Genomic DNA, 247 nt, shown 5'->3' on the forward strand with positions numbered 1-247 from the left:
GCACACCGCAAGGAGGGGTAATCAGCCCCCTACTGGCAAATATTGCCCTCCACGGCATGGAAGAAAGCATCAAATCCCTAGCGGTTAAGCTACCAGGAAAAGGAAGCCGTACAAACAGAAGCGATGCAATCTCGCTAATCCGTTATGCGGACGACTTCGTTATCCTGCACGAAAACAAGGATGTAATTCTAAAATGTCGCGACCACATCCAAGAATGGCTGAAAGGAATAGGGTTGGAACTTAAGGA

At 48.2% G+C, this 247-nt stretch carries 1 pseudogene; it reads left to right on the forward strand.

The features are described 5' to 3' along the window. Positions 1-56: 56 nt before the first annotated feature. Positions 57-247: pseudogene (locus tag LKK83_RS10565) on the forward strand (hypothetical protein); the annotation flags it as partial.

The sequence above is a fragment of the Phormidium sp. CCY1219 genome (genome assembly GCF_035615515.1).
Lineage (GTDB): Bacteria > Cyanobacteriota > Cyanobacteriia > Cyanobacteriales > Laspinemataceae > CCY1219.